Source organism: Empedobacter stercoris (assembly GCF_020281205.1).
GTDB classification, from domain to species: Bacteria; Bacteroidota; Bacteroidia; order Flavobacteriales; family Weeksellaceae; genus Empedobacter; species Empedobacter stercoris.
Genome location: NZ_JACXZC010000062.1, coordinates 1 through 1,743, shown reverse-complemented (window position 1 = coordinate 1,743; position 1,743 = coordinate 1). Strand labels below are relative to the sequence as shown.

Genomic DNA, 1,743 nt, shown 5'->3' with positions numbered 1-1,743 from the left:
AGTGCGTTTGACATAATTGTTTCTTTCTTCCATAATAACGATTATTTTTTTTGTGTCGCTATTTCAGGACGGGACAGAATAAAAAATAAAAAAAACGCACTAAAATTTAGTGCGTTTTTTTATGATTCTATCACCATCAAATTGCAACCTCTTACATCAGAATGGTCAAAACGTCCTAAAATTTCAAATTGATTTGTGGCTACTTTTTTTCCCAAATCATCAGTCGCAATAAAACTAATCGAATTGTAATTGGCTAAATCTATCACATTTACGCCACCAGTTTTTCCTTGTTCAACATAGCTTAAGGGATCTTCAGTTTCGCGAATCATTATTCGCATCCAATTGGGCGATTTAAACGTTAAATCTCCACGAGAATACCCTTGCGAAAGCAATTCAGTCATTCCATATTCCGAATGAATTTCATTAGTTCCAAAACCATCTTTTAAGATTGTATGTAATTCTTCGCGTGTAATTTCTTTTTTACGACCTTTCATTCCGCCAGTTTCCATCACGATGGTATGTTTCAATTTCATTTTATAATTTTCTACAAAATCTAACAAAGCGAATGAAACACCAATCAAAATAGCTTTTTTACCTGTTTTCTCGTGTGCGATAAGATTTTCATACAATTCATCGTGATTATACAAATAAAATCCGCTTTTATCGCTACCAGATTTTTCAATCCAATATTCCACCATATCTATCAACGAAGAACCTGTACGCTCTAAATACGAAGGTAAAAGTGCAAATATTGTATAATCAGAAAGTGGTCCATAAAACTGTTCAAAACATTTTTCTAAACTGTAATGATACAATGCCAAATCGGTCACCAAATGTTTGCTTGTTGACATTCCTGTGGTTCCTGAACTTGTGAAAACCTTTTCAACGGCACGATTTCCAGAAATAAGATTATATTTCTTAAAAAATTGAATCGGTAAAAAAGGAATTTCGTTGGTGTGTTTTACAGTAGAATAATCAACATTCAAGAAGTTTAAGAAGTTTTTGAACACTTCATTTTCTTGCGCTTGATAACGGAAAACTTCCAATGCAACGTTTTGGAAATCTTCTTCGGATTGAATACTAAAAATTTGCTTTGAATCAAACATTTTGCAAAATTACAAAATAGAGAAGAAGTGTGCGAATTTGAATGAAATTATTCTTCTTATAATTAAAACCGTCAATTCGAGTGAAATTCGTTTAGAATTTTGTATCGAGAGTAAGGTTTTAAACGATAAAATTTATCTTAATTAGAAAAGTCTTTCTAAAAATCACTCGAATTGACGAATTTTATACATGAAAATTATTTATTTAAATATTCATCAAAATGATATTTAAATAAAGTTGATATTGTTTCAGATTCTAAACCATATGAAGTAATTTCAAATTCAATTCCGTCATCAGAAGTTTCAATTCCAGAAATAGAACTCCCCCAACTCTTTAATTCATCTTTAAAATTATTATAATAAATTCTAAGATTTGGAAGAATAACTGTGTCTATCACTCTTTCATTTTCAGAATCATAATTTATATGAATGTTATTTTTTAAACAATAATTTTTGAATAATAAATACGGAGATTCTATGTCTATAAAATTTATTTTGCCATAAACAACACCCATCGGAACATCTGCAAATTCAAATTTTGTAGTTCCAATGATTTGTTCTTCGCCATGTTCAAGTTATAAGTGCAACTGGCCAAGTAGATTTTAGTTTTTCGATAGGGCTAATATAGCCAAACTTTCTT

The 1,743-nt window shown here is 30.2% G+C and carries 2 protein-coding genes; both read right to left on the bottom strand.

The genetic code is table 11. The features are described from left to right. Positions 1-119 precede the first annotated feature (119 nt). The gene (locus IF125_RS14125) at positions 120-1,106 is read right to left on the bottom strand and encodes a LuxE/PaaK family acyltransferase (protein ID WP_225542923.1); all 987 of its coding nucleotides are present in this window, start codon (positions 1,104-1,106) and stop codon (positions 120-122) included. A gap of 194 nt (positions 1,107-1,300) precedes the next feature. Beyond that, the gene (locus IF125_RS14120) at positions 1,301-1,501 is read right to left on the bottom strand and encodes a hypothetical protein (RefSeq protein WP_225542922.1); all 201 of its coding nucleotides are present in this window, start codon (positions 1,499-1,501) and stop codon (positions 1,301-1,303) included. Positions 1,502-1,743 lie beyond the last annotated feature (242 nt).

Bases quoted from the DNA above. Each gene is read 5' to 3' on its own strand.
- IF125_RS14125 (WP_225542923.1), bottom strand. From the start codon at position 1,106: ATGTTTGATTCAAAGCAAATTTTTAGTATTCAATCCGAAGAAGATTTC.